Annotated in this window: 24 protein-coding genes; 5 read left to right on the top strand and 19 right to left on the bottom strand. The window is 67.2% G+C overall.

Annotated elements, in window-relative coordinates; genetic code table 11:
* Nucleotides 1–27 precede the first annotated feature (27 nt).
* The gene (locus tag BLM15_RS06420) at nt 28–1,131 is read left to right on the top strand and encodes a CaiB/BaiF CoA transferase family protein (RefSeq protein WP_206438612.1); all 1,104 of its coding nucleotides are present in this window, start codon (nt 28–30) and stop codon (nt 1,129–1,131) included.
* 2 nt (nt 1,132–1,133) lie between these two features.
* On the opposite strand, the gene BLM15_RS06415 is transcribed toward BLM15_RS06420, so the two are convergent.
* Nucleotides 1,134–2,306 carry a UbiH/UbiF family hydroxylase gene (locus BLM15_RS06415; protein ID WP_126111442.1) on the bottom strand — a complete coding sequence of 391 codons (1,173 nt, stop codon included), beginning with the start codon at nt 2,304–2,306 and terminating at the stop codon, nt 1,134–1,136.
* Between the two features lie 180 nt (nt 2,307–2,486).
* Between BLM15_RS06415 and BLM15_RS06410 the strand changes: the two genes are divergently transcribed.
* From BLM15_RS06410 to BLM15_RS06400, 3 genes are all read left to right on the top strand, one after another.
* Nucleotides 2,487–3,458 carry a quinone oxidoreductase family protein gene (locus BLM15_RS06410; protein ID WP_126111440.1) on the top strand — a complete coding sequence of 324 codons (972 nt, stop codon included), beginning with the start codon at nt 2,487–2,489 and terminating at the stop codon, nt 3,456–3,458.
* Between the two features lie 87 nt (nt 3,459–3,545).
* A complete protein-coding gene (locus BLM15_RS06405) occupies nt 3,546–4,610 on the top strand; it encodes a hypothetical protein (protein WP_126111438.1) in 1,065 nt (354 codons plus the stop codon).
* A 104-nt stretch (nt 4,611–4,714) separates the two neighbouring features.
* On the top strand, nt 4,715–4,957 hold the full coding sequence (locus BLM15_RS06400) for a hypothetical protein (RefSeq protein WP_126111436.1): 243 nt from the start codon (nt 4,715–4,717) through the stop codon (nt 4,955–4,957).
* Between the two features lie 12 nt (nt 4,958–4,969).
* On the opposite strand, the gene rimO is transcribed toward BLM15_RS06400, so the two are convergent.
* Nucleotides 4,970–6,289, bottom strand: coding sequence for a 30S ribosomal protein S12 methylthiotransferase RimO (gene rimO / locus BLM15_RS06395; RefSeq protein ID WP_126111434.1), 1,320 nt, complete (start codon nt 6,287–6,289; stop codon nt 4,970–4,972).
* Nucleotides 6,290–6,559: 270 nt separating this feature from the next.
* On the opposite strand from rimO, the gene BLM15_RS06390 reads away from it, so the two are divergent.
* Nucleotides 6,560–7,090 (top strand): hypothetical protein, encoded by a 531-nt coding sequence (locus BLM15_RS06390; protein WP_126111432.1) that lies wholly within the window; start codon nt 6,560–6,562, stop codon nt 7,088–7,090.
* A 34-nt stretch (nt 7,091–7,124) separates the two neighbouring features.
* On the opposite strand, the gene BLM15_RS06385 is transcribed toward BLM15_RS06390, so the two are convergent.
* The 17 genes from BLM15_RS06385 to kdpA all read right to left on the bottom strand — a co-directional run bounded on the left by BLM15_RS06385 (nt 7,125) and on the right by kdpA (nt 25,158).
* The gene (locus BLM15_RS06385) at nt 7,125–7,988 is read right to left on the bottom strand and encodes a sulfurtransferase (protein WP_126111430.1); all 864 of its coding nucleotides are present in this window, start codon (nt 7,986–7,988) and stop codon (nt 7,125–7,127) included.
* On the bottom strand, nt 7,985–8,422 hold the full coding sequence (locus BLM15_RS06380) for an OsmC family protein (protein ID WP_126111428.1): 438 nt from the start codon (nt 8,420–8,422) through the stop codon (nt 7,985–7,987). The genes BLM15_RS06385 and BLM15_RS06380 overlap by 4 nt, the downstream gene beginning before the upstream one ends.
* 73 nt (nt 8,423–8,495) lie before the next feature.
* Entirely contained in the window at nt 8,496–9,542 is a 1,047-nt protein-coding gene (locus tag BLM15_RS06375; protein ID WP_126111426.1) for a sulfate/molybdate ABC transporter ATP-binding protein, read from the bottom strand.
* A gap of 12 nt (nt 9,543–9,554) precedes the next feature.
* Nucleotides 9,555–10,448, bottom strand: coding sequence for a sulfate ABC transporter permease subunit CysW (gene cysW, locus BLM15_RS06370; protein ID WP_126111424.1), 894 nt, complete (start codon nt 10,446–10,448; stop codon nt 9,555–9,557).
* Nucleotides 10,441–11,286, bottom strand: coding sequence for a sulfate ABC transporter permease subunit CysT (gene cysT / locus BLM15_RS06365; protein WP_126111423.1), 846 nt, complete (start codon nt 11,284–11,286; stop codon nt 10,441–10,443). Before cysT ends, cysW begins: the two co-directional genes overlap by 8 nt.
* Nucleotides 11,287–11,289: 3 nt before the next feature.
* Complete coding sequence (locus BLM15_RS06360; protein WP_126111421.1) at nt 11,290–12,327, bottom strand: sulfate ABC transporter substrate-binding protein; 1,038 nt, start codon at nt 12,325–12,327, stop codon at nt 11,290–11,292.
* A gap of 173 nt (nt 12,328–12,500) precedes the next feature.
* Nucleotides 12,501–13,958 (bottom strand): siroheme synthase CysG, encoded by a 1,458-nt coding sequence (gene cysG / locus BLM15_RS06355; protein WP_126111419.1) that lies wholly within the window; start codon nt 13,956–13,958, stop codon nt 12,501–12,503.
* Nucleotides 13,955–14,122 carry a hypothetical protein gene (locus BLM15_RS31275; RefSeq protein WP_164547413.1) on the bottom strand — a complete coding sequence of 56 codons (168 nt, stop codon included), beginning with the start codon at nt 14,120–14,122 and terminating at the stop codon, nt 13,955–13,957. Before BLM15_RS31275 ends, cysG begins: the two co-directional genes overlap by 4 nt.
* A gap of 76 nt (nt 14,123–14,198) precedes the next feature.
* Nucleotides 14,199–14,717: a DUF934 domain-containing protein gene (locus BLM15_RS06350; RefSeq protein WP_126111417.1), complete on the bottom strand. Its 519-nt coding sequence runs from the start codon at nt 14,715–14,717 to the stop codon at nt 14,199–14,201.
* Complete coding sequence (locus tag BLM15_RS06345) at nt 14,704–16,374, bottom strand: nitrite/sulfite reductase (protein ID WP_126111415.1); 1,671 nt, start codon at nt 16,372–16,374, stop codon at nt 14,704–14,706. Before BLM15_RS06345 ends, BLM15_RS06350 begins: the two co-directional genes overlap by 14 nt.
* A 3-nt stretch (nt 16,375–16,377) precedes the next feature.
* A complete protein-coding gene (locus BLM15_RS06340) occupies nt 16,378–16,731 on the bottom strand; it encodes a DUF2849 domain-containing protein (protein WP_126111413.1) in 354 nt (117 codons plus the stop codon).
* 173 nt (nt 16,732–16,904) lie between these two features.
* Nucleotides 16,905–17,360, bottom strand: a complete 456-nt coding sequence (locus BLM15_RS06335; RefSeq protein ID WP_126111411.1) for a hypothetical protein — start codon at nt 17,358–17,360, stop codon at nt 16,905–16,907.
* 8 nt (nt 17,361–17,368) lie between these two features.
* The gene (locus BLM15_RS06330; RefSeq protein ID WP_126111409.1) at nt 17,369–18,064 is read right to left on the bottom strand and encodes a response regulator; all 696 of its coding nucleotides are present in this window, start codon (nt 18,062–18,064) and stop codon (nt 17,369–17,371) included.
* On the bottom strand, nt 18,061–20,781 hold the full coding sequence (locus BLM15_RS06325) for a sensor histidine kinase (protein WP_126111407.1): 2,721 nt from the start codon (nt 20,779–20,781) through the stop codon (nt 18,061–18,063). The genes BLM15_RS06330 and BLM15_RS06325 overlap by 4 nt, the downstream gene beginning before the upstream one ends.
* A 5-nt stretch (nt 20,782–20,786) precedes the next feature.
* Entirely contained in the window at nt 20,787–21,368 is a 582-nt protein-coding gene (gene kdpC / locus BLM15_RS06320; RefSeq protein ID WP_126111405.1) for a potassium-transporting ATPase subunit KdpC, read from the bottom strand.
* Nucleotides 21,369–21,390: 22 nt separating this feature from the next.
* Nucleotides 21,391–23,427, bottom strand: coding sequence for a potassium-transporting ATPase subunit KdpB (kdpB, locus tag BLM15_RS06315; RefSeq protein WP_126111403.1), 2,037 nt, complete (start codon nt 23,425–23,427; stop codon nt 21,391–21,393).
* 21 nt (nt 23,428–23,448) lie between these two features.
* Complete coding sequence (gene kdpA / locus BLM15_RS06310; protein WP_126111401.1) at nt 23,449–25,158, bottom strand: potassium-transporting ATPase subunit KdpA; 1,710 nt, start codon at nt 25,156–25,158, stop codon at nt 23,449–23,451.
* Between the last annotated feature and the right edge of the window lie 30 nt (nt 25,159–25,188).

The following is a 25,188-nucleotide window of genomic DNA, read 5'->3' as shown; positions in this document are numbered from 1 at the left end:
CAGGGCCTGCCTTTCCCGGGCCCATTGATGCAGCCGCTCTCCGATCTCCTCGTCCTCGACTTCTCGACCCTGCTGCCCGGCCCGATGGCGAGCCTCTTCCTCGCCGAGGCCGGCGCGCGCGTGATCCGGATCGAGCGGCCGGATGGCGAGGACATGCGCCGCTTCCCGCCGCGCTTCGGCGAGACCTCCGCCCCCTTCGCCGCCCTCAACCGCGGCAAAAAGAGCCTCGCGATCGATCTCAAGGCACCGGATGCACTGGAACGCCTGACCCCGTTGATCGAGCAGGCCGACATCGTCATCGAGCAGTTCCGGCCCGGCGTGATGGCCCGGCTCGGTTTCGGCTACGAGGCGCTGAAGGCGCTCAACCCGCAGCTGGTCTACTGCTCGATCAGCGGCTACGGCCAGGACGGCCCGCGTGCCTTCGAGGCCGGTCATGACATCAACTACCAGGCGATTGGGGGGCTGCTCGGCCAGTCGCTCGCGCGCGGCAGGCAAGCACCTTTGCCGCCGACTTTGGTCGCCGACATCGCCGGCGGCGCCATGCCGGCGGTGATCAACATCCTGCTCGCCTTGCGCGAGCGCGACCGATCCGGCCAGGGCTGCCATCTCGACATCGCCATGACCGACGCGATGCTCGCTTTCGCCTGGTATGCGCTGGCGCAGGGCCAGGCGTCGGGCCGCTATCCGGCGGGCGGGGAGGGGCTGCTGACCGGTGCCAGCCCGCGCTACGGCCTCTATGCGACGGCGGATGGCTGGTTCCTCGCCGTCGGCGCGCTCGAGGAGAAGTTCTGGGCGGGCTTCTGCGAGGGTATCGGCCTTGGCGTAGAGCTCCGCGATGACCAGCGCGATCCGGCAGCGACGATGGCCGCCGTCGCCGCAATCATCGCATCCCGGCCGGCAGAACATTGGCGGGTAACAATCGAGCCGCTCGACTGCTGCTGCACTGTAGTCCGGACACTCGACGAAGCACTGGCCGATCCGCAGCTGACGGCGCGCGGTCTGCTCGATCGGCAGGTCGAGGAACCGGGCGGGCGACGCATGGTCTCGACGCCGCTACCGCTCGCGCCTGTCTTCCGTGACGCTGCGCCGGCGCTGCGGGCGAGCCCGCCAATCGGCGACTACGAGATTTGAGCTCAGCCTGCGGCGGTGCCGCCAGCAAGCCCATGCCGCATGACGAGGCGACGCAGCGTCGCGATTCGCGATAGCGCGAGCAAGCCGGCGCCGCGCATCAGATCGGCCGGCAGCAGATCGGTCAGCAGGGTCCGGTTGAGCGCATCGACGGCGCCCGTGCGCAAACGGACATCGGCCTGGCGCGAGCGGTCATAAGCTAAGAGCGCCGCCTCTTCGCCGGAATCCTCAGCCCCCGCAACCGCGTCGCGCAGCGCCGCGACGTCGCGCAGGCCGAGATTGAGCCCCTGCGCCCCGATCGGCGGGAAGACATGCGCGGCTTCGCCGATCAGCGCCATGCGTGCATCGGCAAAGCGATCGACCGACAGACCGCTCATCGGCACACGTCCGCGGGGGCCTGCGACCGTCATCGCGCCGAGGATCGAATGAGTCTGGCGTTCGACCGCGCGGGCGAATGCGACATCATCGAGCCCGGCGATGCGCTCTGCCTCGCCGGGCTCGAGCAGCCAGACCAGCGAGGAGCGCCGGCCCGGCATCGGCACCAGCGTGCAGGGGCCGGAACGGGTGTGGAACTCGGTCGAGGCGTCGCGATGCTCACGTCGGTGGCTCAGGATCGCAGTCAACGCTACCTGCGGATAGCTCCAGTCGCGTGCGGTGATGCCGGCCGCTTCCCGAACCCGCGACTTTCGGCCATCGGCACCGACGACAAGGCGCGCTTCGATCGGCGCAAAGCCGTCACCCGAGAGCCCGACAGTGTCGGCGCCTGCCGCGATCGCCGTGACGGCATGCGGCATCATGCGGATGCGCGCCTCCGCAGCCGCCTTCGCCGTCATCGCTTCGACCAGCGCTGCATTCTCGACATTCCAGCCGAACGCCGGCAGGCCGAGCTCGGCCGCCTTGAATTCAACCGGCGGCTGCCGGAACAAGCTGCCGGTGTCGTCGACCAGCCGCATCACCGCGAGCGGAGCAGCAACCGCGTCGAGCGCCTCCGTCAGCCCGAGCGCTTCGAGCAGGCGCCAAGAGCCGTCGAGCAAGGCGACGGTGCGGCCATCGCGCAGCGCACCTGTCGGTCCGAGCAGCACGACCTCGCGCCCGGCAGCAGCAAGCGCGAGCGCTGCCGCGAGCCCGACCGCTCCAGCTCCGACGATGGCGATGTCGCAATCCTGCTGGTCCGTCATGGCCTTTCGGTAGCCGATGCCGGCGCCGCTGGCGAGCGCCCGCTTGCCGCAGCTCCCGGCCGATCATGCAAATTCGCCGATACCCTTCGGCGTCGGACACCTGCCTTGCAAGCACTGCCGCGGTTGCGCCGAACGAATGCAAGTCCCTATCGTCAGCGTCATCGACATCAGGAGATCGCCATGGCGAAAGCTATCCGCGTACACAAGACCGGTGGGCCCGAGGTTCTGCAGCTGGAGGAGGTCAGCCTGCCGGCGCCAGGGCCGGGCGAGATCCTGATCCGCAACCGCGCCATCGGGCTGAACTTCATCGACACCTATTTCCGCACCGGCCTCTATCCGGCGCCGCTGCCGTTCACGCTCGGCAATGAATCGGCCGGCGACGTGCTCGCGGTCGGGCCTGATGTCACGAAGTTCAAGCCCGGCGACCGCATAGCCGTCGTCGCGGCGCATGGTGCCTATGCCGAAGAGCGCATCGTTCCGGCATCGGCTGTGGTCGCCTTGCCCGACAACGTCTCTTACGAAGCTGCCGCCAGCATGCTGCTGAAGGGGTTGACGGCCGAATACCTGCTTCATCGCACCTATCAGGTGAAGCCGGGTGACACGATCCTGGTCCACGCCGCAGCGGGCGGCACCGGCTCGATCCTCTGCCAATGGGGCAAGGCGCTGGGCGCGACGGTGATCGGCACCGTCGGTAGCAAGGAGAAGGCCGAGCTCGCCAAGGCGAACGGAGCCGACCACGTCATCCTCTATCGCGACGAGGATGTTCCGGCGCGCGTCAAGGAGATCACCGGCGGCAAGCTTTGCGACGTTGTCTATGACGGTGTCGGCAAGGACACCTTCATGGCCTCGCTCGATTCGCTAAAGCCCTTCGGCCTGCTGGCGAGCTTCGGCAATGCCTCGGGCGCGGTCGAAGCCTTCAACCTCGGCATCCTCTCGGCGAAGGGCTCGCTTTACGTCACTCGCCCGACGATGAACACGCACACGGCCAAGCGCGAGACCTTGGTGGCGATGGCGAAGAACCTGTTCGAGGCTGTCGGCTCCGGCAAGGTCAGCGTCGCGATCAACGCCCGGTTCGCGCTGAAGGACGCCGCCGAGGCGCACCGGGCTCTGGAAGGGCGCGGCACCACCGGCTCGACCGTACTCGTGCCGTAACCGGCGGCGCAATTTCCGCCTGAATCGAAAGCCATGCTTCTGCGGTCCGGTCAGACGACCGGACCGTTTCGGTTTCAGGTATCCCGCTTGCACATCGCTAGGCTCGCCGTCACGTCGATCACCGTCATCGGCCTCGCAACGGGCGGGGCAATGATCGCTCCGCCGGGACTACAGAGCTGGCAACTTCATCAGGCGAGAGATGATCCGGCCGAGCTGTCGCGGCTGCGCCTCGATGGCGTCGCCACGGCGGATCGCCTTACCGACGAGATCGATCGAGCGGTTGCGGCCGGCGATCCCGATCTCGCCGACAGCTTCGTCGCGCTCGCAGCCGAGCGCGAGATCGCCATCGCACCCGAGCAACGCGCGCGGATCGAAGTCTTGCGCGAGACTGCGCTGACGCGGGCCGTCTCCGATTTCGGGCAAGGCTTCGTCGCAGGTGATCGCGAGAGCGATGCCGCCTTCGCCGGCGCACTGGTCGGCGACATCAGCGGCTTCGGTGATCTGCGCGACCTTGCCCACGAGGGGCGCAAGCTTGCTGGTGGCGAACAGGTGGATGAGATGGTGATGGCGCTCGCCGCGGTCGGTCTTGCGATCAGCGCCGCAACCTGGATCAGCCTCGGTGGTGGCCTTCCTGCCCGCGGCGGCCTCAGCGCCGTCAAGGCGGCGAGCAAGGCGAAGCTGCTCTCGCCCGTGCTCTCAGCAAATCTCAGCCGCATGGCGGCGGGCGCGCTCGATCGTCCGGCCCTGGCGGCGAGCGTTGGTGCGGCCGTCCGCCTCGATCTTGCGGCGGCGAGGGTAGCCGCAGGCGGCATCGTCCGGCCGGCTGCGCTGGCCCGCTTCACCGCGCTCGGCCAGGATGCCGGCGCACTCTATGCCCGTACCGGTCAGCGCGGCCTGCGCCAGGTGCTCGCCGTCGCGGAAGATGCCGGGGACGTCCGCCGGGCGGCGAAGCTCGCGGCGGCCAAGCCATCGACGGCGCGCGCAGTCCTTAAGCTGCTCGGGCGCTCGGCGCTGGTGCTCGGCGCTCTCAGCCTGCAGGCGGCCGGCTGGATGCTAGCTCTGCTCGGCTACGCATTGGCCATCGCCATGGCGGCACAACGCTTCGGCTGGTGGCTTGGACGACTGGGCCGCGCCCGCCACGCCGCCGCCTGACGGGCTGCGCTTTCGGCAGAAAAGCGAAAATTCCGAAATCGCAACGCGAAATCCGCCCTGGAGCGATCAAGCAGGAGGCAACACCCCGTTCCGGATCCCGCGTCATGAAACGTTATCTGCGCCGCGCCGGTCTTAGCCTTTCCTGCCTGACCGTCCTCAGTGTCGGCGCTGCGCAATACGCTGCAAAGGCGGAATGGGAGATGTCGCAGTCAGGATCGGCGATCGCCGCTCCCATCGTCCGGCTGGAACGTCCCCGCCTGACACGCCCGGTCGAGCCCAAGCGCAATGCCTGCCCGCGCTCGACCCGGCTCGTCGAAGCTGATCCGTCGCATTCTGGCCGCGCCTGAGCCGAAGCTGGCTCAGACCGCCATGCCATGCAGATCATAGGCGTCGGCGCGCTCGACCTTCACCGTGACGATATCGCCGGGCCGCAGCGGCCGGCGGCTCGACACATAGACATTGCCGTCGATCTCCGGCGCATCCCATTTCGAGCGGCCCTTGGCGACGGTCGGTCCGGCCTCGTCGATGATCACCGGAATGCGCTTGCCGACACGCGCCTTGACGATGCGGGCCGAAACCTCGGCCTGCGTCTTCATGAAGCGGTGCCAGCGCGCCTCCTTCTCGTCTTCCGCGACCAGCGGCAAGCCGAGATCATTCGCCGTCGCGCCCTTGACCGGCTCGTATTTGAAGCAGCCGACGCGCTCCAGCTTAGCTTCCTTCAGCCAGTCGAGCAGGAAGTCGACATCGTCCTCGGTCTCGCCGGGGAAGCCGACGATGAAGGTCGAGCGGATGGCGAGGTCTGGGCAGATCTCGCGCCACTTCCTGATCCGCTCCAGCGTCTTCTCGTGATGGGCCGGGCGGCGCATCGCCTTCAGCACGGAGGGCGAGGCATGCTGGAACGGGATGTCGAGATAGGGCAGCACATTGCCCTCCGCCATCAGCGGGATGACCTCGTCGACATGCGGATAAGGATAGACGTAGTGCATCCGGACCCAGACGCCCATCTGGCCGAGTTCGCGCGCCAGCTCGAAGAAACGGGTGCGGACCTCGCGATCCTTCCACATCGACGGCGCATATTTGATGTCGAGCCCGTAGGCGCTGGTGTCCTGCGAGATCACCAGCAATTCCTTGACGCCGGCTTTGACCAGCTTCTCGGCCTCGCGCAGCACATCGCCGATCGGCCGCGAGGCCAGGTCGCCGCGCAATTTCGGGATGATGCAGAAGCTGCAGCGATTATTGCACCCCTCTGAAATCTTTAGATAAGCGTAGTGTCGCGGCGTCAGCTTGATGCCCTGATCCGGGACGAGGTCCAGGAAGGGATCGTGCTTGGGCGGCACCGCCTGGTGCACGGCCGAGACGACGCTCTCATAGGCCTGTGGTCCGGTGATCGCCAGCAGGTTCGGGAAGGCGTCGCGGATCTGCTCGGGCTCGGCGCCCATGCAGCCGGTGACGATGACCTTGCCGTTCTCGGCCATGGCCGAGCCGATCGCCTCGAGCGATTCCTGCTTGGCACTGTCGAGGAAGCCGCAGGTGTTGACGATGACGACGTCGGCGCCCGCATGGCTCTTGCTGAGCTCATAGCCCTCCGAGCGCAGCGAGGTGATGATGCGTTCGGAATCGACGAGCGCCTTGGGGCAGCCAAGCGAGACAAACGAGATTTTCGGCGCGACGGCATTCATCGGCAGCGGAACTCAAAACGGAGAGAGGAATAGCGCGGCAAGGCCGGCGCGTTGGCGCTTCCTTTGATCCTTTTTAGTCGATTTTGCAAATGCGCGCTTCTTGCGCTGGCGGCACCACACACTGGCAAGGGCATGCGAAAAGCTCCGAAACCGCGACAAGCATGGGATATCCCACCGGCGATGGGGCCAAGCAGGCCGTGCCGCTGGAAGCCTAATGCCTAAGCGCTACCGGCAGGAGCCGCCGCGCAACACCTTTTCAGGGGGCTGGTTATGGCTACGCATTCTCTTCGCATCCCAGGTACGCTGTTGATCGCATTCTGCCTGTCCGCACCACTGGCGCCGGCATTTGCCAGCGAGGGCGGCGGGGGTGGTGGCGGAGGCGGTGGCGGCGATGACCGCTGGGCTGTGTTCCACAACAAGCCGCAGCTCGGACAGCCCGCGAGCAGCTATGGCCACGCCGGCCGGGCCGACCGCGCCGCCGGGCCACGCGCTGGTGGTGGCGCCATGCAGCATCAGGTCGGCGTAGCCTCGGCCGAAACTGTCCTGCCAGACGGCACCCGTGTCCGCTCCGTCGGGCTCGCCAGCGGCGACCGCTTCGTCACCACGGTGACGCCGGATGGTGTCGTCCGCACCGGCTTCCGACCGGCCGGGCAGCGGGCCGATCAGGCGGGAGCCCGCAGCCGAACGACGTATAATTCGCAGACCGGGATCACCTCGACCTGGACCACCCAGGCCGACGGTACTCGCGTCGGCGTCCATGTCGACCGCCAGGGCAACCGCTCGGTCTCGACCAGTCGGTAAGCGCAGTGATCCGCCAGCGAACTGGAGCTGCCGCTCAGGCGGCTCCAGCGGCAACCGGCCGCTCCGGATCCTGCGTCCAGTCCGTCATCGAACCGTCATAGAGCGAGACCTCGTCGCGGCCGAGCAGCTCCGACATGACGAACCAGTTCAGCGAGGCGGTGTGGCCGGTGTTGCAATAAGACACGGCAGGCCCCGTCGGCACTGAGCCGAACAAAGCGGAAAGATCGCCGGCCGGCTTGAAGCGCCCGGTCGCGGGGTCGAAGGCTGCGGCGTAGTCGCGCGAGACGGCGCCGGGGATGTGCCCAGCGCGTGCCGCCTCGGCCGCTTTTTCCTTGCCTTCATAATAGCTGGCGGAGCGGGCATCGACGAGCGTCGCCAGCTTGCTACGCGACGCCACCAGGGTCGCATCGGCGGTGCTGCGCAGCTCCTGCTGAACCACGACAGGATAGGGCGATGCTTGCGTGGGCTTGGCCGGCCCGGTCTCGATCGGTAGCCCCGGCTGCGTCTGCCAGCCCTTGAAGCCACCGTCGAGGATGGCCTGCTGGCCATGGCCGATCAGCTTCAACGTCCAGTAGACACGGGTAGCGGCGGCGAGGTCGCTGGCAGTGAGCCCTGCCGGCACGATCACGACCTTGCTCGGCGGGGTGATGCCGAGCCGTCCTGTAAGCTCGGCGAGATGATCGAGCGGCGGCAGCATGCCGGGCGCATTGCCGACCTTGGCGCGCCAGCCATCGGCTGCGTAGTCGCTGTGTACCGCGCCGGGGATGTGGCCGGCCTCGAAGGCCTGACGCCCGCCCTCGGCGGCGGCGCGAATGTCGATGATGACGAGACCGGGCGAGCCCAGCGCATCGGCCAGGGCTTTGGGAGATACCAGTCCCGAGGTCGGGATATCCGTCATTCCGCGGCCTCCTGTTGCAGTTCGTCGATGACCACGAGCGAAGTGGTCATTTCGGCGGTCGCCCCCAGCATGATCGAAGCGGAACAGTATTTTTCCTTCGACAATGTGACGGCGCGCTCGGCCTTGGCCTGCGACAGGCCACGACCGCTGACGCGATAGGCGATGTGGATCTTGGTGAAGACCTTGGGATCCTCGGTCGCGCGCTCGGCCTCGACCTCGACCTCGCAGCCCGTGACGGATTCGCGGCCCTTCTTCAGGATCTGCACCACATCGAAACCGGTGCAGCCGGCGAGCCCGATCAGCAGCATCTCCATTGGTCGGGTGCCGATGTTGCGGCCGCCATATTCAGGCGCGCCGTCCATCATCACGGCATGGCCGCTGCCGGCCTCACCCATGAAGGCCATGCCCTCGACCCATTTCGCCCGCGCCTTCATGGCCGTCTCCTGTCGTCAGAACGTGTCGGGCGACAGGCATAACCCGCGCGATACACGAAAGGCGAGGGTGACCTCAGGCCGCAGCAAACAGGTTGCCATGCGTGATGCGCAGCCGGATGCGTTCGCCGATCGCCGGCGCGACCTGGCTGGCGAGGTCGACGTCGAGCCGCTTGGGCAGCCCTTCGACTGCAACCTCGGCGCGGCGCAAGGGGCCGTTGCGGCGCAGGTGCTCGACCACGCCCGGCAAGGCGAGCGGCGCATCGTCGACGATGCGCAGATGCTGCGGCCGGACATAGAGCGAGGCCGGCCCGCCAAGATTCTGGCGCAGGCCGCCGAGCACAGGCCGGTCCTGGAAGAAGGCCTGGCTGCCGACGACCTTGACCGGCAGATGATTGGCGTCGCCGAGGAACTGGCAGATGAAGGGCGTCGCCGGATGGTCGTAGACGTCGTCGGGCGAGCCGACTTGCTCGAGCCGGCCATCATGGAGGATCGCCACCCGGTCGGCGAGTTCCAGCGCTTCCTCCTGATCGTGGGTGACGAAGACGGTGGTGTGGCCGGTGCGCTGATGCAGTTGGCGCAGCCAGGCGCGCAGATCCTTGCGGACCTTGGCGTCGAGCGCGCCGAAGGGCTCGTCGAGCAGCAGCACGCGCGGCTCGATCGCCAGCGCCCGGGCGAGCGCGATGCGCTGGCGCTGACCGCCGGAGAGCTGGCTCGGGTAGCGCTTCTCCAGCCCCGGCAACTGGATGAGCTCCAGGAGATCGGAGACGCGCTTCTTGATTTCGGTGGGGCTCGGCCGTTCGCCGCGTGGCCGCGATTTCAGGCCGAAGGCAATGTTCTCGGCAACGCTCATCGTCTTGAACAGCGCATAATGCTGGAAGACGAAGCCGATCCGGCGCTCGCGCAGCGAGAGCGCGCGCGTATCGGTCTCGCCGAAGAGGACGCGGCCGCGCTCGGCCTGCTCCAGCCCGGCGATGACGCGCAGCAGCGTCGTCTTGCCTGAACCGGACGGGCCGAGCAGGGCGACGAGCTCACCCGGCTGAATGTCGAGCGAGACGCCGCGCAAGGCGGGGAAGTTCTGGAAGCGCTTCTCGACGCTTTCGATGGTGACGGCGACCGACATGGGCTCTTCCACTCAGTGACGACGGCTGGCGGCGATCGCATCCGCGAAGCGCCATTCCAGGACGGTTTTCAGGACGAGCGTGACGAGGGCGAGGCCCGCCAGCAGCGAGGCGACCGCGAAGGCAGCCGCCCCCATGTACTCGTTATAGAGAATCTCGACATGCAGCGGCATGGTCGTGGTCACCCCACGGATCTTGCCGGAGACGACGGCGACGGCGCCGAACTCGCCCATGGCGCGGGCATTGCAGAGCAGCACGCCGTAGAACAGGCTCCATTTCACGTTCGGCAGCGTCACCGTGAAGAAGGTGCGCCAGCCCGAGGCACCCAGCGTCAGTGCCGTCTCCTCATCGGCCGAGCCGAGCGACTGCATGTGCGGGATGAGTTCGCGGGCGACAAAGGGGAACGTGACGAAGATCGTCGCCAGCAGGATGCCCGGCACGGCAAAGATGATCTTGAGATCGTTGGCCGCGAGCCAGGGACCAAAATAGCCCTGCGCGCCGAAGAGCAGCACAAAGACCAGGCCCGAGATTACCGGCGAGACCGAGAAGGGCAGGTCGATGAAGCTGATCAGCAGACTTTTGCCGCGGAACTCGAACTTGGCGATCGCCCAGGCGGCCGCCAGTCCGAAGATGACGTTGAATGGAACCGCGATTGCCGCGATGAGCAGCGTCAACCGGATCGCGGCCAGCGCGTCGGGCTCGAGGATCGCTTCGCGATAGGCCTGCCAGCCGCGTGCGCCGGCTTCGACGAAAACCGAGATCAGTGGCAGGAACAGGAACAGGCAGAGGAAGGCGAGCGAAACGACGACCAGCACGAACTGGACGATGCGGGACTCGCCTTTTATGCGCCGCGCTGCGCGGGCGGGGGCGAGATCCTCAATCTGATAGGGCAGGCTGGCATCAGACATCGCCAAATCTCCGGCGGGCGCTCGCCTGGATCAGGTTGACCAGCAGGATCAGGGAGAAGGAAAGCAGGAGCATGATGGTCGCGACCACGGCCGCCCCGGCATAGTCGAACTGCTCGAGCCGGATGACGATCAGCAAGGGGGCAATCTCGGACACCATCGGCACATTGCCGGCAATGAAGATCACCGAGCCGTATTCCCCGACGGCGCGTGCGAAGGCGAGGACGAAGCCGGTCAGCAGCGCCGGCAGCACCGGCGGCAGCAGTACGGTGAAGACGGTGCGCCAGCGGCTGGCTCCGAGCAGCGCCGCGGCCTCCTCGATATCCGCAGGCAGCTCTTCCAACACCGGCTGGATGGTGCGCACGACGAAGGGCAGGCCGATGAAGATCAGCGCCACCATCACGCCGAGCGGCGTATAGGCGACTTTGATGTCATAGGGGGCGAGCAGGCCACCGACCCAGCCATTGGGCGCATAGATCGCCGCCAGCGAGATGCCGGCGACCGCAGTGGGCAAAGCGAAGGGCAGGTCGACTGCCGCATCGATCAGGCGCTTGCCGGGGAAATCGTACCGCACGAGAACCCAGGCCAGGATCAGCCCGAAGATCGCGTTGACCGCCGCCGCGAAGAACGCGCCTCCGAAGGAGAGCTTCAACGCCGCCAGCGTGCGCGGCGAGGTCGCCACCGCCCAGATGTCGGCCGGACCGGCACTCGCCGCCTTGAGGAACAAGGCGGCGAGGGGAATGAGCACGATCAGCGACAACGCCGTCACGGTGATGCCCAGCGCCAGGCCGAAGCCGGGCAGGATGCTGGGCTCGCGCCAGCGGAAGACCGTCGCCGTCATCGCTTAGCGGGCCGGCTTGTAGAGCTGGTCGAAGGTGCCGCCGTCACCGAAATGGGCAGGCTGCGCCTTGGCCCAGCCACCGAAACTCTCATCGATGGTGACGAGTTCGACCTTCGGGAAGCGGGCGATATCCTTCGGATCGGCGGCTTCGGGATTGCGCGGCCGGTAATAGTGCTTGGCGATGATCGCCTGGCCCTTCGGCGTGTAGAGGAATTCGAGATAGGCCTGCGCCTCGGCGCGGGTACCCTTGGCGTCGACATTGCCGTCGACGACCGCGACCGGCGGTTCGGCCAGGATCGAGAGCGAGGGCACGACGATGTCGAACTTGTCCTCGCCGAATTCCTTCAGCGCGAGGAAGGCCTCGTTCTCCCAGGACAGGAAGACGTCGCCGATGCCGCGCTGGGTGAAGGTCGTGGTGGCGCCGCGCGCGCCAGTGTCGAGCACCGGAACATTGGAAAGCAGCTTGCCGATATAGTCGCGGACCTTCGCCTCGTCCTTGTTGAAGGCCTTCTCGGCATAGGCCCAGGCGGCGAGATAGTTCCAGCGCGCGCCGCCCGAGGTCTTCGGATTCGGCGTGATGATCTGGACGCCGGGTTTCACCAGGTCGCCCCAGTCCTTGATCGCCTTCGGATTGCCCTTGCGGACCAGGAAGACGATGGTCGAGGTGTAGGGCGAGGAGTTCTGCGGCAGGCGCTTCTGCCAGTCGAGCGGCAGCTTTTTCGAGCGCTCGGCGACCGCGTCGATGTCACCAGCGAGCGCCAGCGTCAGCACATCTGCGTTGAGGCCGTCGATGACGGTGCGAGCCTGCGCGCCCGAGCCGCCATGCGACTGGCGGATGGTGCTGATCTTCTTGGCGTTCTTGCCGTTCCAATCGGCGATGAAGGCCGTATTGATCTCGCGATAGAGTTCGCGGGTCGGGTCATAGGAGACGTTGAGCAGTTCGGTCTGGGCGCGGGCGCCTGTGATCACGCCGAAGCACAGGGCGAAGGCTCCGAGCGCCAGGCCGGCCTGCAGCAGGCGGTGAAGTCTCTGTCGCGTCATCTCAGTGCTCCGTGCTGAACAGGTCTGGAAGCCGTCGAAACGGTTCAAAACTGTTCTGAAAAACAAACAGAACGTACTGAATTGGCGGTCATCGCTCAACTGGTCGAGGCAGTAGAGCCCTTCCAAACTTTTCGCGCCAGAGAGAAAACGCATCTCCGGCGTTTTGGTTCAGCTCAGCCTTGCGCCAATTTTCCGCTGGCAGCAGCCGGCAGGGCGGCCCCCATCGCGTGGCCGATCAGGACCAGAACCGGACCCTTGCTCGGAAGCTCGCCAAGCCGTTCCGGCAGTTCCGCGATCGAGGTGGCGATCCGCATCTCGGCCGGGGTGGTCGCGCCGAGCATCGCGATCGCCGGCGTGGCAGGATCGAGCCCGGCAGCGAGCGCCTTCTCGCGGAACAGCGGCAGGGTAGCGCGCGCCATGTAGAGCGCCGTGGTCGCGGCCGGATCGGCGAGTGCGTTCCAGTCGAGATCCTGCGGCAGCTTGCCGTCGCGGGCATGGCCGGTGACGAATTGCAGCCGGCGGGCATGGTCGCGATGGGTCAGCGAGAGGCCGAGCGAGGCCGCCGCGCCCTGCGCTGCCGAAATGCCGGGCACGATCGCGACCGGGATGCCGGCGCGGCGGCAAGCTTCAATCTCTTCGCCGGCGCGGCCGAAAATGCCGGGATCGCCGCCCTTCAGCCTGACCACATGCTTGCCCTGACCGGCGAGCGAAACGAGCATCGCATTGATGTCGTCCTGCTTGACCGCCGGGCCATAGCCCTGCTTGCCGACCAGCATGCGCTTGGCCTCGCGCCGGGCAAGCTCGAGCACGCCGGCCGAGACGAGGTCGTCATAGAGGATGATATCGGCGCTCTGAAGCGCCCGGATCGCCTTCAGCGTCAGCAACTCCGGGTCACCCGGCCCGGCGCCGACCAAGGTGACGCGGCCATGTGGTGTGCCGCCACGCTCGATCTCGTCGAGCACGGCAGAGAGATCATTCCGATCGCTCTCGTCGGGCCGGCGCTGGGGGTCGGCCAGGGCGCGGCTGGTGAAGCGCACCCAGAAATCGCGCCGGAGCGGGAAGGAGAGTTCGCGCGCCTTGACCAGCGGGCGCCAGTCATGCGCCGCCTGGGCCCAGGCCTTGAGACCGGAAGGCAGCAACGCCTCGATCTTGGCGCGGATCGCCTGGCCGAAGACGGGGGCGGCGCCATCGGTCGAGATCGCCACGACAAGCGGCGAGCGATTGACGAGAGAGCCGAAGGCGAAATCGCAGAATTCGGGCTTGTCGACGACATTGACCGGCACGCCGGCCTGCCGGGCAGCGGCTGCGAAAGCCCTGGCCTCGTCGAGCGTTTCGATATCGGCGATGGCGAGCGCCGCGCCGTCGAGATCATCGGCCTGCCAGGCGCGCGGCAGCACCGTCACCGAGCCGGCCGGCGGATCAGCGGCGAGGCCGGCGAACACCTCAGGCTGGTCGCCGGCAAGAATCAGCAGGTCGGAGCCGGCGGCAGAGAGCAATTCGGCCTTCCAGAGCGCCCCATCGCTTGCACCCGCGAGCACGACCTTGCGCCCCTCCAGCTTGTGGAAGAGCGGCAGGGTCGCGAGCCGTTCGATCCGGCGCGGGGCGATTGTCTCCGGGCGTCTTGCGCTCATCTTTGCGTCGCTACGGCCTTCACATCGGGTTGCGTCCGGGTGTCGCCCGCAGGTGGCATGAACAACCACAGACCGGCAAGCACCAGGATGATAAGCCGGAAGCAAAGATCGAACCAGCGCTCGCGCGGACCGGGAGCGGAGTGGCTCAGGGCGTCGTTCAGCATGGCCTCCTCCCATTCATCGTCGCTATGGCGGTCGGCCGGCCGCCGCAGGCTGGGTTGGGCCGAACCGTGCATCGTCTCAGCTCGCCGCAGCATGTTTCAGGCGGGCCGAGCGGCGCCGGTCGAGGATGTTGCCGCTGTCGCCATAGCCGCGCTGGTAGCCATGGCTGATCTGGCCGAGCGCTTTGGTCCATTGCTCGACCGGCTGGCGCGCAGCGCTGGCTTCCGGCAGCTCGACCTCGTCGAAGCCGCAGGCCAGCGCATACGCGAACTGGTCGACGATCAGCGGCCCGCTGGCACGCAGCGTGCCGGTGAAACCGTGATTGCGGATCAGGCGCGCCAGGCTGAAGCCGCGCCCGTCGCCGAAAGACGGGAAGCTGATCGCGATCAGCGAGAGCTGCCGCATCAGCAGCTTGAGCTCGGGAATGCGGACGGTGTTGGGGATGACGACGCCGATGCGCTGGTCGCGCGTCTTCTGCGCCAGCGCCTCCGGCAACGCCGCCCAGTCGACGAGCGCATGCGAGAGATTGTCGATCGCGGCGCCCTCGTTGCGGGTCCAGGTCTCGGCCTTGGCGCCGTGACGGTCAAGCAACGGCATGGCTTGCCTCCTGGAAAGCCGCCTTGAAGGGCGCAAGCCCGATGCGGCGGACATTGTCGATGAAGCTCTCGCCCTGCTGGCGCTGGGCCAGGTAGACCGAGACGATGCGCTCGATCGCGTCCGGCACGTCCTCGGCCGCGAGGCCGGGACCGAGGATTTCGCCGATCGCGGCGTTTTCGGTCGCGTCACCGCCGAGCGTGATCTGGTAGGATTCGATGCCGCGCTTCTCGAGGCCAAGAATGCCGATATGGCCGACATGGTGGTGGCCGCAGGCATTGATGCAGCCGGAGATCTTGATGTTGAGCACACCGATCTCTTTCTGCCGCCCGGCATCGGCGAAACGCTGGGCCAGTGCCTGCGCGATCGGGATCGAGCGGGCCGTCGCCAGCGCGCAGTAGTCGAGGCCGGGGCAGGCGATGATGTCGGTGATCAGCCCGACATTGGCCGTGGCCAGGTCGGCTTCGCCAAGCCGCCGCCAGACCGCGAACAGATCGGCCTGCTTCACCTGCGGCAGGACAAGGTTCTGGGCATGGGTGACGCGGATCTCGGATAAGGAGAACTCGTCCGCTAGGTCCGCGACGAGACGCATCTGGTCGCTGGTGGCGTCCCCCGGAGGAGCGCCGATCGGCTTCAGCGAGATCGTCAGCGCGGCATAGCCCGGCTGGCGGTGATCAGTGACATTGGTTTCGACCCAGCGGGCAAAATCAGGATTGCCAGCTTTCGCCGCCTCGAACGCGCCGCTCGTCGCCGGCAGCGTCTCATAGGCCGGTGGCGCGAAATAGGCTGCGATGCGCGCGACCTCGGCCGGGTCGGCATTGACGGAAGGGCCGTCGAGCCGAGCAAATTCCTCCTCGACGCGGCGGGAGAACTCTTCCGTGCCGATCTCGTGGACGAGGATCTTGACCCTGGCCTTGTACTTGTTGTCGCGCCGGCCTTCGAGATTATAGACCCGCATGACCGCCTCGAGATAGGCGAGCAGGTCGGCCTTGGGCAGGAATTCGCGGACGACCTTGCCGATCATCGGGGTACGGCCGAGGCCGCCGCCGACGATGACCTCGTAGCCGATCTCGTGCGTATCCGGATGGCGCAGGATGCGCAGGCCGATATCGTGCGCCTTGATCACGGCGCGGTCGTGCTCGGCGCCGGTCACCGCGATCTTGAACTTGCGCGGCAGGTAGTCGAACTCGGGATGCAGGCTCGACCATTGCCGGATCAGCTCGGCAGTCGGGCGCGGGTCCTCGATCTCGTCCTGGGCGACGCCGGCGAAATGATCGGCGGTGACGTTGCGGATGCAATTGCCCGAGGTCTGGATCGCGTGCATCTCGACATCGGCGAGTAGGTCGAGAATGTCCGGGATGTCGCGCAGCTTCGGCCAGTTGAACTGGAGATTGGTGCGCGTGGTGAAATGGCCGTAGCCGCGGTCATAGCGCTCGCCGATCAAAGCGAGCTGGCGCATCTGCTTCGACGAGAGGGTGCCGTAGGGAACTGCGATCCGCAGCATATAGGCGTGGAGCTGCAGATAGACGCCGTTCTTCAGGCGCAGCGGCTTGAACTCGTCCTCGGTCAGCGAACCGTTCAACCGGCGGCCGACCTGGTCGCGGAACTGCGCGACCCGCTCTCGGACGAAACGCTCGTCGAATTCATCGTAACGATACATGCGTCAGGCTCTCAGGAATGCTTGGGCAAGCGGCAGCTCGGCCTGCTTGCCGAGGTCACGCCGGATGCTGGGCCCGGTCGTCTTCATGCGCTCGCGGTAATGGCGCGGCACTGGAACGCCGTCCTCGATCGCGACATCGACCAGATAGGCGTCGACGACCTGCTGGTTGCCGAGCTCGGCGGCGGCGAAGGCGTCGAGCTGGTCGGCCGTCGCATCGTCATGGCCAATCAGTGCGGCGCCGGGATCGCGCGACCAATTCAGGCCATTGGCATCGCCCGCCGCGAAGACGACGTCGCCGTCGAGCAGGTCGTTGGCCAGCAGGATCACCGGCAGGGCAGGGCGCTTGGCGGCAGCCATGTATGATGCTCGCTACGTTCGCTATTCCGAACGTTTTACATAAGGCAGCGGCCTCTAAGCATCAATTCACGTCAGGTAGTGTGATTTTTCTTATTCCCGCTCCAAAAGAGGAAATCTCTCTTCATGGCGGTTCGGCCGCGGATATCCGAGGAAGCATTTTCTCCTGCGGAGCCTCAGCGCGGCTTGCAGGACTGGCTCAGCCGCCGCAGCGCCGGACCGAGGCCGGCGAGCGGGATCACGTCATACCCCTTCTTGATGCCCTCCTGGCGGATACGCAGCACACGACCCGTAGGAAAGGCAGCGAACATCTCGGCATCGGCGCCGAAAACGCGATAGGCGCCGCCGAACGGACCCGAGGTGTCCTGAAGCCGAAGTGCAAAGTCGCGCCCATCGACGGCAAGGGTGATCGGCCCTTCCGAAAGAATGCCGGGAACATCGAGATAAAGGCCGAGCTGCTTGTCAGGCTCGCAGCGGATGAAGGCGCAGGACCATGAATCATCGGTAGATTTCGCCGCGCAGCCTTGGATCGCCCGCTTGCTCTCGCCGTCGAAGATGCTTGGCTTCCATTCGGCGGCAGCCTGGCTGACCGCGCCGAGGAAAACCACCAATCCAACCGCCAGGTGCCGCATCACCATCTTCAGACCAACCCGCCCAGCCGATAGCCCACACCCGGCTCAGTCTCGATCAGTTTAGGCTCGGCCGGATCGTCCTCGAGCTTCTGCCTGAGCTGGCCGACGAAGACGCGCAAATACTGCACGTCGTGCTCATGCGCTGGTCCCCACACGGCCGTGAGGATCTGCTTATGGGTCAGCACCCGACCATTCCCACCGGCCAGGCTGGCGAGCAGGTCGTATTCCTTGGGCGAGAGCTTCACCGGAACGCCCGCCTTGCTGATCCGGCGGTTGACCAGGTCGATCTCGACATCGCCGACCTGCAGTGCCGGTTCGGAGCCCTGGCGTTCGAGACGGTGGCGCAGCGCGACACGCAGGCGCGCCAGCAATTCGCCGACGCCGAAAGGCTTTTCGACATAGTCGTCGGCGCCGGCGTCGAGCGCGTCGATCTTCTCGGTCTCGCGGTCGCGGGCCGAGAGGATGATCACCGGCCCGTCATAGAAGGCCCGCGCCTTGGCGAGCGCCTCCTTGCCGTCCATGTCGGGCAGGCCGAGGTCGAGCACGACGGCGTCGGGCGGCTTGCGGGCGATCTCGCGCAGGCCGGTGGTGGCGTCGTCGGCCCGGATCGGCTCATAGCCGGCCGCGTCGAGCGCCGGGCCGAGGAAACGGTGGATCTGCGGCTCGTCGTCGATGACGAGGATGCGGGGGCGAAAGGCGGTCATGACTTGGGTTCTCCGCCCGCGACGTCCTTGCGCAGGCTGATCAGGATACGGGTGCCGCCCTTGCTGCCGTCCGGGCGGTCATGGATCGGGCTGGCGGCGGCGATGCGCCCGCCCATGGCCTCGACGAAACCCTTGGCGATGGCGAGGCCCAGGCCCGCGCCTTTGCCGCGCTCGCCACCGCGATCGATCGATTCCTCCAGCCGGCGGAACTTCTCGAAGACGCGCTCCAGCTCGGCGGTCGGGATGCCGCGGCCCTCGTCCTCGATCGAGATCACGACATTGCCGCGATCCTCATAGGCCGCCGCCTCGATCAGCGCACCGTCCTCGCTATAGGCGATGGCGTTCTCGAGGATATTGACCAGCACCTGCTCAAGCAGCCCCGGATCGGCTCGGACCAGGGACAGTTCGGCCGGAAAGTCTCGATGGACCCGCCGCTGGCCGAGCCGACGCGAGACACGCGAAAGCGCCGCTGCGATCACGTCGCGCACATCGATCCAGTCGTGCCGCGCCACCAGCGCCCCGCCTTCGAGCCTGGTCATGTCGAGCAGGTCGCCGACATAGCGGTTCAGGCGTTCCGCCTCCTCGCGGATCGAGAGCAGCAGGTCGTCGCGCACGGCCGGCCGCATGCCCTCGCCATAGTCGATCAGCGTCGTCGCCGAGCCGAGCACGGTGGCGAGCGGTGTGCGCAGATCGTGGCTGACCGAATTGAGCAGCGCCGAGCGCAGGCGGTCGCTACGGCGCAGTGCCTCGGCGTCGACCGCGGCCGCAGCAAGCTCGGCCCGCTCGACCGCGATCGCACCCTGGTCGAGCAGCGCCAATGCGAAGCGGGCATTCTCGGCCGTTGCCAGAGCCTTTGGCTCGAATCCGACCACACCGGAGCGTGCCCGCACGCCCTGCAGCGGCCGGAAGGTCCAGGCCACGTTCGGCAAGGTTCCAGTGCCGGCCCCGGCCGGCTCGCCGCGGTTCCAGGTCCAGCGCGCCGCCGTCATGTCAGCTGTCGAGAGCGCTTCGAGCTCGGGCGCGCCGGCGACCGGCATGATCTCGCCATCGACCGGCAGCAGCACGACGATCTTGCCGGAGGTCGCGGCCGAGACCTGTTCGGCGAGGATCGAGGCGACACCCTCGCGCCGCGCCGCCGCCGAGAGCCGGCGGCTGGCGGCGAGCAAGGCGGTGATCGCCGATGCACGCCGCGCCGTCGCCCTGGCCTGGTCGCGAATCCGCCCGGTCAGGCCACCAGTCGTCAGCGCGACGGCGAAGAAGACGAGGAAGGTCAGCACGTCTCCGGGATGGCCGATCCAGAAGGAGAGGCGCGGCTCGAGGAAGAAGAAGTTATAGGCGAAGGCAGCGAGCGCCGCCGCCGTCACTGCCGGCCACAAGCCGAAAGCGAGGCCGGCGCCAAGCACGCTGACCAGAAACAGCATGGCGAGATTGACGTTCTCGACCCGCTTGTCGATCAGCTCCGCCAGGCCGATCACGACCCCGACCATCGCGATCGCGCCGAGATGGGCGAGCCAGTTGAACCGGGCGCGCGGCGCACTCACGATCTGCTGCACCGGCCCGCTAGTGACCTCGGTGATGATGTGCAGTGCCGCGCCGTTCTGCGCCTTCAGTAGCTCGGGGGCAAGAGAGGGGCGGAACCAGGCGCGCCAGCCCTTGCGGTGCGACTTGCCGACGACGATCTGGGTGACGTTGTTCCGGCGAGCATAGTCGAGCACGGCGCCAACGAGATCGTCGCCGTTCAGCACGACGCTGGCGCCGCCCAGTTGCTCGGCCAGCCTCAGCGCCTCGGCTAGGTGCGCACCGCGGCCGGAATCCGCTTCCGCCCGGTTTGGGCGTTCGACATGGGCGACCGTCCACGGCGCGTCCATCATCATGTCGGAGAGCCGCCGCCCGGCCCGGACCAGCGAGCCGGCCATGGCATCGGGACCGATCAGCACGAGGATGCGCTCGCCCGCCGCCCAGGGCCCCTCGACGCCGGCGCGCTTCATCGCCTGGCTGAGCTGGTCGTCGACCGTCTGGGCCGCGCGCCGCAGCGCCAGTTCACGCAACGCCGTCAGGTTCTCCGGCTTGAAGAAATTGCCGGCGGCAAGCCGCGCCGTCTCGGGAACGTAGACCTTGCCTTCCTCCATGCGCTGGCGGAGTTCGGTCGGCGTGATGTCGATCAGCTCGATCTCGTCGGCGCGGCTCAGCGCACTGTCCGGCACAGTCTCGCGCTGGCGCACTCCGGTAATCTTCCAGACCACGTCGACCAGGCTTTCGAGGTGCTGGACGTTCAGCGTGGTCCAGACGTCGATGCCGGAATCAAGCAGTTCCGCGACATCCTGCCAGCGCTTGGGATGGCGGCTGCCCGGCGCGTTGGAGTGGGCATACTCGTCGACCAGCAGCAGCTTCGGCTTCAGCGCGAGCGCGGCATCGAGGTCGAACTCCATCATCAGCCGGCCACGATGCTCGAGCGGCCGGCGCGCCATCACCTCGAGCCCATCGAGCAGGGCTTCCGTCTCCTGGCGTCCATGTGTCTCGACCACGCCGACGAGCACCTCGCCATGCTCGTCCTGGGCGCGCCGCGCCTGGGTCAGCATCTCGTAGGTCTTGCCGACGCCTGGCGCCATGCCGAGAAATATCTTCAGCCGGCCGCGCTTGCCGCGGCCGGCTGAAGCAAGCAGGGCGTCGGGGTCGGGCCGCCCTGCCTCGCGGAACTGGGATTCGTCGTTCGCCATCGATCCTAACGTTGCGGCCGCGGCCAGCGCACGTCGAGTGCCAAATTGACGGCGAGCACATTGACGCGCGGCTCACCGAGCAGGCCGAAGGTCGAGCCTTCGGTGTTGGCGGCGATCACAGCCAGAACCTCGTTCGGCTGAGCCTTGCGGGCAGCGGCGATGCGCGCCACCTGCCGCGCCGCATTGGCCGGCGAGACATGCGGGTCGAGCCCCGAGCCGGAGGTGGTGACGGCGTCGACCGGAATCGGCGCCGGGCTCTCGGCGCGCAGCGCCTCGGCGTCGGTCTTGATGCGGGCGGCGAGATCCTCGTTCAGCGGCCCGAGATTGGAGCCGGAGGAACCGGCGGCATCGTAGCCGTCCTTGCCGGCAGCCGAGGGGCGGGGACGCAGATAGGCCTCGTCCTTGAAGTTCTGCCCGATCCAGCGCGAGCCGACGATGTCGCCGGAGGCATTGCGGATCAGCGAGCCGCCAGCCTGGGCAGGGAACAAGGCCTGCGCCAGCCCGGTGACGCCAAGCGGATAGGCGAGGCCGAGCAGGAGGCTGAAGAGGGCCATCGAGACGATGGCGGGGCGAAGATTGGCGATCATGACATGTGTCCTGTTCAAGCCTTCAGGCGAGCCCGAGGGCCGAGACGATGAGATCGATCAGCTTGATGCCGACGAAGGGCGCGATCAGCCCCCCGATGCCGTAGAGGGTCAGGTTGCGCGAGAGCAGCTTGGCCGCGCCGATCGCCCGGTAGCGCACGCCGCGCAGTGCCAGCGGGATCAGCGCGACGATCACTAGCGCATTGAAGATCACTGCCGAGAGGATCGCGCTCTGCGGGCTCGACAGACCCATGATGTTGAGCGCACCGAGAGCCGGCAGCGAGACGACGAAGAGCGCCGGGATGATGGCAAAGTACTTCGCGACATCGTTGGCGATCGAGAAGGTGGTGAGCGCGCCGCGGGTGATCAGCAATTGCTTGCCGACCTCGACGATCTCCAGAACCTTGGTCGGGTCGCTGTCGAGATCGACCATGTTGCCGGCCTCGCGCGCCGCCTGCGCGCCGGTCTGCATGGCGACGCCGACATCGGCCTGGGCGAGAGCGGGGGCGTCGTTGGCGCCGTCGCCGCACATGGCGACGAGGCGGCCCTTGGCCTGCTCGGTGCGGATGATGCGCAGCTTGTCCTCCGGTGTCGCCTCGGCGAGGAAGTCGTCGACGCCGGCCTCAGAGGCGATCGCCGCCGCGGTGACCGGGTTGTCGCCGGTGATCATCACCGTGCGCACGCCCATGCGGCGCAGGTCGGCGAAGCGCTCCTTGACGCCCGGCTTGACCACATCCTTGAGGTGGATGACGCCGACCAGGGAGCCGTTCTCGCTGACGGCGAGCGGCGTGCCGCCCGAACGGGCAATGCCGTCGACCGCCTGGCGCAACTCTGCCGGCACCTGGCTGTCGGCAAGATCGAGCGTCTTGATCACGGCGTCGACCGCGCCCTTGCGCCAGGATTTGCCGTCGAGGTCGAGGCCCGATTGGCGGGTGGTGGCGCTGAACGGGATCGTGGTCGCTCCCGCCGGAACCTCGGCGGTGACGCCCTGATTGCGGGCAAGCTCGACGATCGAGCGGCCTTCCGGCGTCTCGTCGGCGAGCGAGGCCATCAGCGCCGCGCGCAGCGCCGCATCCGGGCGCACGCCGGGAACCGGGATCACCTCGACCGCCATGCGGTTGCCGAAGGTGATCGTGCCGGTCTTGTCGAGCAGCAACGTATCGACGTCGCCGGCGGCCTCGACGGCCCTGCCTGAGGTCGCGAGGACGTTGACCTTGAGCAACCGGTCCATGCCGGCGATGCCGACGGCGCTGAGCAGGCCGCCGATCGTGGTCGGGATCAGCGTGATGAAGAGCGCACCCAGCACCATCGGATCGAGCGAGACGCCCGAGAAGGCGCCAAGCCCGGTCAGGGTGACGACCGCGATCAGGAAGACCAGTGTCAGCCCGGCGAGCAGCACGGCGAGCGCCAGCTCGTTCGGCGTCTTGCGCCGGTCGGCGCCCTCGACCATCGCGATCATGCGATCGAGGAAGGACGAGCCCGGCCGCGAGGTCACGCGGACCTTGATCCAGTCGGAGACGACCGTGGTGCCGCCGGTGACAGCGGAACGGTCACCGCCGCTCTCGCGGATCACCGGGGCGGATTCGCCGGTGATCGCGGCCTCGTTGACCGAGGCGACGCCTTCGATGATCTCGCCATCGGCGGGGATGACGTCACCGGCCTCGACCAGGACGATGTCGTCCGGCGCGAGCTCATGAGCCGGCGTCGGGATCATCGCATTGCGCTCGGCATCGATGATCAGCTTGGCCTTGGTGGTGACGCGGGTGGCGCGCAGCGAATCCGCCGCCGCCTTGCCACGCCCTTCGGCGATCGCCTCGGCGAAGTTGGCGAAGACCACGGTGAGCCAGAGCCAGATCGCGATCTGGATCGGGAAGGCCGCAGGCTGGCCATTGGCGATGGCGACGACGGCCGAGACGGTGGCGAGCGCAGCCACCACCTCGGTCGCAAGGATAACCGGGTTACCGGTGAGCTTGCGCGGGTCGAGCTTGCTGACAGCGCTCTTCAACGCCGTCAGGACGATGGCCTGGTTGAAGGCGCTGGATTTGGCGAGTGAGACACTCATCGAACGAGTTCCTTTGTCGGCTCAGCGAGAGGCCGCAAGCACTTGGAAGTGCTCGACGATCGGCCCGAGCGCGAGCGCGGGGAAGAATTGCAGGCCACCCAGGATCAGGATGATGCCGATGAGCAGGCCGACGAAGAGCGGTGAGTCGCTCGGCAGCGTGCCGGCGGTCGGCTTCAGCTTCGGCTTGGCGGCGATGGCTCCCGCCAAGGCGATCACCGGGATCATGTAGGCGAAGCGGCCGAGCAGCATGGCGATGCCGAGCGTCGTGTTCCACCAGGGCGCATTGGCGGTGAGGCCGGCATAGGCCGAACCGTTGTTCCCCGCCGCTGAGGAGTAGGCGTAGAGGATCTCGGTGAGCCCGCGCGGACCCTTGTTCAGCAAGCCCTCAAGCGCGACCGGCAGCACGGCGGCGATCGCCGAGAAACCGAGAATGGCGAGCGGCAGGATCAGCACCGCCAGCATGGCGAACTTGATCTCGCGGCTTTCGACCTTCTTGCCGAGATATTCCGGCGTGCGCCCGACCATCAGCCCGGCGACGAAGACGGCGAGCAGCGCCATCACAACCATGCCGTAGAGGCCGGAGCCGACACCGCCCGGCAGGATCTCGCCGAGCTGCATCAGGAACATCGCGACGCCGCCGCCGAGCGGCATGAACGAGCCGTGCATCGCATTGACCGAGCCGTTCGAGGCACCGGTGGTCTGCGCCGCCCAGATCGACGAGGCGGCGGCGCCAAAGCGCACCTCCTTGCCTTCCATATTGGCGGGCGCGTCGGTGATGCCGGCCGCGATCATCGCGGGCTGCGGTGTCAGAGTCTCGGAGGAATAGATCGCGGCAGCGCCGAGGCCGACCAGGATGACCATGGCGGCGAGCAGGGCGCGCGCTTCCTTGCGGGCGCCGGCGACACGCCCGAAGGCAATGACGGTGCCGAAGGCGAGCGCGTTCAGCGAGACGACTTCGATCAAATTGGTCAGCGGCGTCGGGTTCTCGAGCGGATGCGCCGAGTTGACGTTGAACAGGCCACCGCCATTGGTGCCCCACTGCTTGATCGCCTCCTGGCTGGCGACCGGGAAGAGCGCGATGATCTGGTCGGCGCCCTCCAGCGTCTTGGCGGTGACGTTGGCGATGAGGCTCTGCGGCACGCCAGCGGCGACGAGCGCGAGCGCGGTGACGATCGACACCGGCAGCAGCACGTAAAGGGTGCTGCGAGTCAGATCGACCCAGAAATTGCCGAGCGTTTCGCCGCGATCGGCGGCGAAGGCACGCGCCACGGCGGCAGCCACGGCAAGGCCGGCGCCGGCCGAGACGAAGTTCTGGACGGTCAGGCCCAGCATCTGGCTGAGGCTGCTCATCGTCGTCTCGCCGCCATAGGACTGCCAGTTCGTGTTGGTGACGAAGCTGACCGCCGTGTTGAAGGCGAGATGCGGCGACAGGCCGTCGAAGCCCTGCGGGTTCAGCGGCAACTGCCCTTGCAGTCGCAGGAGGGCATAGAGCAGCACGAAACCGGCCGCGCTGAAGGCGAGCACCGCCACGGCATAGCCGAGCCAGTTCTGCCCCTTGTTCCGGTCGACGCCGAGCGCGGCGTAGAAGCCGGTCTCGACCGGCTTCAGCACGAGGTCGAGCGGCGTGCGCTCACCCGCCCAGACACGTGCCATGTAGATGCCGAGTGGCCAGCCTACGGCCACCGTCACTGCGATCGTGAAAACGATCTCTGCCCAGCCCCGCCAGTCCATGCGAGGTCTCCTTTTTCTTGTTGTTCAGAA

The organism is Bosea sp. Tri-49 (genome assembly GCF_003952665.1).
GTDB lineage: Bacteria > Pseudomonadota > Alphaproteobacteria > Rhizobiales > Beijerinckiaceae > Allobosea.
Note: the sequence above shows the minus strand (reverse complement) of the source record. Positions and strands in the feature narration are given on the sequence as shown.